At 30.1% G+C, this 5,717-nt stretch carries 6 protein-coding genes; all 6 read left to right on the top strand.

Going from position 1 to position 5,717, the window contains the following annotated elements; genetic code table 11:
* Positions 1–215: 215 nt before the first annotated feature.
* On the top strand, positions 216–620 hold the full coding sequence (locus Q0762_RS13765) for a DUF4304 domain-containing protein (RefSeq protein ID WP_298767691.1): 405 nt from the start codon (positions 216–218) through the stop codon (positions 618–620).
* Positions 621–895: 275 nt separating this feature from the next.
* Positions 896–1,693, top strand: coding sequence for a DUF1963 domain-containing protein (locus tag Q0762_RS13760; RefSeq protein ID WP_298767689.1), 798 nt, complete (start codon positions 896–898; stop codon positions 1,691–1,693).
* 178 nt (positions 1,694–1,871) lie between these two features.
* Positions 1,872–2,903: an OmpA family protein gene (locus Q0762_RS13755; RefSeq protein WP_298767687.1), complete on the top strand. Its 1,032-nt coding sequence runs from the start codon at positions 1,872–1,874 to the stop codon at positions 2,901–2,903.
* A 258-nt stretch (positions 2,904–3,161) separates the two neighbouring features.
* Positions 3,162–3,677: a hypothetical protein gene (locus tag Q0762_RS13750; protein ID WP_298767685.1), complete on the top strand. Its 516-nt coding sequence runs from the start codon at positions 3,162–3,164 to the stop codon at positions 3,675–3,677.
* A gap of 3 nt (positions 3,678–3,680) precedes the next feature.
* Positions 3,681–3,833, top strand: a complete 153-nt coding sequence (locus tag Q0762_RS13745; protein WP_298767683.1) for a hypothetical protein — start codon at positions 3,681–3,683, stop codon at positions 3,831–3,833.
* A 183-nt stretch (positions 3,834–4,016) separates the two neighbouring features.
* Positions 4,017–5,258: a serine hydrolase domain-containing protein gene (locus Q0762_RS13740; RefSeq protein ID WP_298767681.1), complete on the top strand. Its 1,242-nt coding sequence runs from the start codon at positions 4,017–4,019 to the stop codon at positions 5,256–5,258.
* Positions 5,259–5,717: the final 459 nt, after the last annotated feature.

The following is a 5,717-nucleotide window of genomic DNA, read 5'->3' as shown; positions in this document are numbered from 1 at the left end:
CGCACACTTTTAATTTGGTAAATATTTATTATCTTTACGCTTAATCAACGCAACAAAACTTTATACAACAACGTTGTGGTGCATTTCTCACTCGAATCCAAAAAATGAGAAAATAAGATAAAAGGAAAGTTTAGAAAGTGAAATTTGATTTAAAATAAATGAAATTAGAACAAAGAATTGAATAAAAAATGACTCACAAAGAGAAACGAATTAGAATGAATAAAGCGATTAAGGAAATAATTATTCCTTTTTTGCGGAATGAAAAATTTAAAGGTTCTTTTCCTCATTTTAGACGTGAGAAAAATGAAAAATTGAATCTATTAACTTTTCAGTTTAGTTTATATTCTCCTGAATTTATAGTTGAAATTTCCAATTGTCCGTTGAATGGAATGAAAACATCACTTGGAAAAGTAATCAAATCATCAGAATGCCGAGTGCAATATATGGGAAAACGTTTGAGAGTTGGAAGTATAAAAAATGGAAAAGATTATTGGTATGACTTTGACAAACAGAAAATTTTGGGGAATATATTTGAAAAAAGAGCAAAAGAAGTTTTGAAAAATTGGGAAGAAGCTGAAAAATGGTGGAATGAAAATGATATTGAAATATTAGTTGAATAAAAAAACGACACCACAACACCGTATAAATTTTATTGCTATTAATTGCTTATTTTGGAAAATTCTCGCACACTTTTAATTTCGTAAATATTTATTATCTTTATGCCTAATTAACGCAACAAAACTTTATACAACAACGTTGTACGCAATATCCCAAAAACATTACGCTGAAATAAATGTTTAGTTTTAAAAAGAATAATTTAGATAAAATCAAGTCATTCATTCGGAATTCGGAAGAAATCGAAATTGAAAAATCTGACAAGGAAAAACTAATCAAAATGATTAGACCAACTGTTGGCATTCGGACTAAATCGAGTGATGATAAAAACGTAAAAGTTGGAAACTCTAAAATCGGTGGAAAACCTGATTTACCAAAAGACTTTGAATGGCCAAAATCAGATGATAAATCAATGTTATTTTGTGCTCAATATAATTTGTCTGAATTAGCAAAATTTGACAAAGAAAACGTCTTGCCGAAAAAAGGATTTTTCTACATCTTTTTGGGTCTTGACCAAGAATGGAATGAATTTAATGGAGTAAACCAACCGTTTAAATTTATATTCAGCGAAACTGAAAATATCATCCGAACGGAATTCCCAAATGACCTTGAAGAAAATCAGACATTTAAAACAGCCGAAATCGAATATTTTCAATTTTACACAATACCAGACGACGAGAATTACAAACTATTCGAGTTTGAGAAAAAATATGAGGATTTTTACTTTTATTTTTATCAACCTACGGATGAATATCTAATAGAAGAACTTTATGAAGATTCAAATAAAATGCATCAAATTCTTGGACACGACAGGTCAATCCAATCAAGTGTAGTTTATGAATTCGCTTCAAAAGAATTAGGACTTTATTTAGCCGAAAGTTCGGAACATAAAAAACGTTGGAATGATATATTAGAGTTGTCAAAAACTTATGAATTACTCTTACAATTAGATTGTGATGACTCAAATACTGATTTATCTAAATATGGTGGAAGTGGAACTTATTATTTCGGACTATCAAAAACTGATTTAGAGAAAAAGAACTTTGACGATATTAAAATGTCGTTTCAAATGACATAAAATACTGCGTACAACACCGTGTATAATTCATTGCTAGTTTTAGCCTACTTACGAAAATCCTCGCGGATTTTCTATTCGGTTTTTATTTGCTAACTTTAGGGCTTAAACACGCAACGAAATCATACACATCAACGTTATGCTCAATTACTAAAAACAAAAAACTATCAAATAAATTATAATGAAAAAAATCTATTTAATCAACAGCTTATTCATAATCACAACTTTGATTTCTTGTAATAACAATAAAAAAACAAATAAAAATCAATCTGAAGAAGTTATTGATAAAGAAATTCCTGTTTCAAATAAAAATGTCGAGGTCAAAGATGTATCCAATAAGACAGTACAAGAATTTTCTTGGGACAATATACTTGAGTCAAAAGCCGATATAGGAGCTTATCCGTATATCACGCCTCCAAAAGGAATGATAATAGATGAAAATGAATCTGAATCCTTTGAATTTGACAAACTTGAGTTATTTAACGGAAATTCATTTTTTGTTGTTGATGGCAAGGTAAACAGGATGAGTATTAAAATGGATGGAGACAAAGAATGGCAACAATACTTCTTTGACAAAAGTGTATCAGAATATTTAAAGAGTATTGGTGCAGAATTGATTTTTGATGGACAAATACCTAGCGAATTAACTCAAAAATGGGGAGCTGACCCAAATGCCATATACAAACATATGCACGAATTTTACGCAGGCGATGTAGTAAATCACCCTGTTAGTCTTTATGTACTTAAAACATCAGATAAAAAAATAGGTTTTCAAGTTTCTTCAAATTCAAGAACAATTGGTGTCGTAGAAAATAAAGACTTTCAACAAACTATAGAAAAAATAACCGCAGAAGACATTATAAATGAGATTAATTCAAAAGGTTTTATTTCCTTACATATAAATTTCGATACTGGAAAATCAAGAATCAAAGCAGACTCTTATGAAATAATCAGTGAAATTACCAAAATGTTAAACGCAAACCCAAGCTTAAAAATCAGTATTGAAGGGCATACTGATAACGTAGGTGATGAAACCTCTAATATGAAACTCTCTAAAAATAGAGCTAAAGCTGTTCTTTTGTCACTTGTGGATGAAGGAATTCAAGAATCTAGATTAAAAAGTGAAGGATTTGGTCAAACTAAGCCTATTGGAGATAATGAAACGGAAGAAGGTAAAGCACAAAATCGAAGAGTTGAATTAAGAAAAATATAAAAGAGCATAACACTATATATAGCAAATTGGGCGATTAGTGCTTAATCCAAAAGTTGTTGTCTATTTGCAAAGTCGCCAAATCTTTTGATTTGGTATTAAAAGAGAAAAATTAAAACAAAATAAAAAGATTTGGCTTGTGGATAAACCGAAAATAATCGCCTGTTTTCTGCCCAACTTGCCATATATTTAACGTTGCCACACATAAACCACGAATCTCTAAAAAACTAATATAATCGAAAAATTTCGTATCTTTATTTTATGAAAAAAAAGCAATTTATAAGTATTGAAATCGATAAATTAACGAATTCAATTGAGAATAGAATTACTGGAGACAGTTTTGACACTCAAGTGCTTAAAATTGAAGAAACTGATTTGAAATTATTAGATAGGAATTGGAATTTTGATTGGAAACTTGAATTCGAAAATAGTGGAACAGTTTATAAATTAATAATTGAAGAAAATTATAAGGTAATTCAAGGCTTAATTAGTCTAAAATACAAAGAAGGATTTGTATTTGTGGAATTAATTGAGAATGCTGACTTCAATATTGGGAGAAATAAAGTTTATTATGGAGTTGCAGGAAATTTATTTGCTTTTGCTTGCAAACAATCTTGGGACAAAGGAGATTTTGGATATGTTGCTTTTAATGCAAAATCTAATTTAGTTTCTCACTATGAAAATTTTTTAGGAGCAAAAAGAGTTGGAAACTCGAATCAAATGATAATTGAACCTAAAGAAGCTTTAAAACTAATAAAACAATATTATAAAGTTTAAATTATGGGACATATAAAAGAACCGAATGGAATTACACTTTTAGTTGAAAAACAAAACTTAACTTCTGAAATTGAAGAAAAAATAAAATCTTTCATCAAAAAAAGTAAAGAAAAGAATAAAAAGTTTTTGGAAAGCTTGAAAGAAACGGCTGAATAATTACGTGTGGCAACACCGTATAAATTTTATTGCTATTATTAGCTTATTTTGGAAAATCCTCGCACACTTTTAATTTGGTAAATATATATTAACTTTACGCTTAATCAACGCAACAAAGTTTATACATCCACGTTGCCAACCATAAGACCAAAAAATAAATAATTCAATTAAAAATCTATAAATATGAGAAAAAGTATCTCTGTCCTCTTAGTGATAGTTTTTTTTCAATCTTGTCAAAAAGAAGAAAAAAAAGACAGTGACATCTTAAGCAATACAAGTCCAAAATATGAAACGTATAATTATTCTGGATTTACTAAAGAAGAGATTTACGCATTCCACAAACATATTTATGAAGGTGGGAATTGGACTGTATATGGAGATACAGAGCGGTATTTTTATTTAAACTTCTCAGAAATAGGAAATCATTCACGTATACTCAAATCAGACACACCAAGAGTTCTTGAAGAAACGCCAAGAGATGATGTAAAAAATTTTATAACCACAACGGATTTAAAAAAAGGAGGTGGATTATCGTTAAACGACTATGTGCAGCAAGTAGAAGTTAATGGCTTAATTATAATTCATAAAGGCAAAATTGTTTTTGAAGGCTATCCGAGAATGTTTCCAACAGATTTGCATATTAATATGCTAATAACGCAAGTCTTTGTTAGTTCTTCAATTGCAATTTTAGAAGATAAAGGTTTAATCGATACTAGTAAACCCATTGATTATTACTTTGATGCCTTCAAAAACTCAGGTTGGGAAGGTGTACCAGTAATAGATATTCTTAATAATAGCTCTGGAATTGATCCGAGTTCAATGAAAATATATAAACCAAGTTATAACCCAATTAAAGATCTAACCACTGCAAAATCTGTTAAGCCTTCAGGAACAGAATACCAATTTTCGAATGCTGATGCTTTAGTGTTAACATTACTAGTCGAAAAAGCAAGTGGTCTTACCTTTCGTGATTTTGTAGAACAGGAAATATGGGACAAAATAGGCGCTGAACATAGCGCCCTTTTAGCAATCAATAAAAACGGAACCTCTCTTTCATATCTTGATGGTATGTCAACAACACTTCGAGATCTTGCTAGATTTGGTCTTTCATTTACGCCTAGTGGTAGAAAGAGTGCTAATCCAATCATTTCTGATGCTCACTTGTTTAAAATTCGAGATGTTAATAAAGACTTAGATAAATCAAGGGATTTGGAAGAAAAGAAATACAGCTGTTATCAATGGGGTGAAGTATATGAGGATGGCGATTTTTATAAGGGTGCGCATGGAGGTCAAGGTCTTTACATTTCTCCATCTAAAGATCTAGTCATTGCATTTTATGGAACTGCCAATACTGATCGTGAAAGTAATCAACTGCATATTATTGCTCGACAACTTTCTAAATCTGGACTTTTTGATCTTGATTAAAATGACCTGCAAAGGATATATTTAGTAGATCAAATATCTATACCTATAAGCATTTACTAATAAAGTAACCACTTGAATAGAACACAGAAAATAACGACGTCTAGAATAAAATAAAGGAATTTCAAAAAAATGAATAAAACCGCCTTACATCAAATTAAAGTTGAATTACGGTTGGCAACAAGGTGTATAAAACATAGCAGGTGAGTGCTAAACCCAAAGGTTTTTGCTTATTTGCAAAGACCGCCAAATTTTTAAATTTGGCTTTTATGATTGATAAGTTAAAAACAAAATATAAAAATTCGGCTTTGTGCTAATCCGAAAAGTACTTGTCTTTTTACACGCTACGTTTCATACACAAGACCGTTGGCAATAATTAGAAATGTGTACTTTCCTGAAATAGGTTGACTAAAAATTAAACACTTAATTGTAGTCACTTATGAAAACACAAAAAGAACCCTG

Origin of the sequence: uncultured Polaribacter sp. (genome assembly GCF_947495205.1) — a bacterium.
Taxonomy (GTDB): Bacteria; Bacteroidota; Bacteroidia; order Flavobacteriales; family Flavobacteriaceae; genus Polaribacter.
Note: the sequence above shows the minus strand (reverse complement) of the source record. Positions and strands in the feature narration are given on the sequence as shown.

Bases quoted from the DNA above. Each gene is read 5' to 3' on its own strand.
- Q0762_RS13765 (WP_298767691.1), top strand. From the start codon at position 216: ATGAATAAAGCGATTAAGGAAATAATTATTCCTTTTTTGCGGAATGAA.
- Q0762_RS13760 (WP_298767689.1), top strand. From the start codon at position 896: ATGATTAGACCAACTGTTGGCATTCGGACTAAATCGAGTGATGATAAA.
- Q0762_RS13755 (WP_298767687.1), top strand. From the start codon at position 1,872: ATGAAAAAAATCTATTTAATCAACAGCTTATTCATAATCACAACTTTG.
- Q0762_RS13750 (WP_298767685.1), top strand. From the start codon at position 3,162: ATGAAAAAAAAGCAATTTATAAGTATTGAAATCGATAAATTAACGAAT.
- Q0762_RS13745 (WP_298767683.1), top strand. From the start codon at position 3,681: ATGGGACATATAAAAGAACCGAATGGAATTACACTTTTAGTTGAAAAA.
- Q0762_RS13740 (WP_298767681.1), top strand. From the start codon at position 4,017: ATGAGAAAAAGTATCTCTGTCCTCTTAGTGATAGTTTTTTTTCAATCT.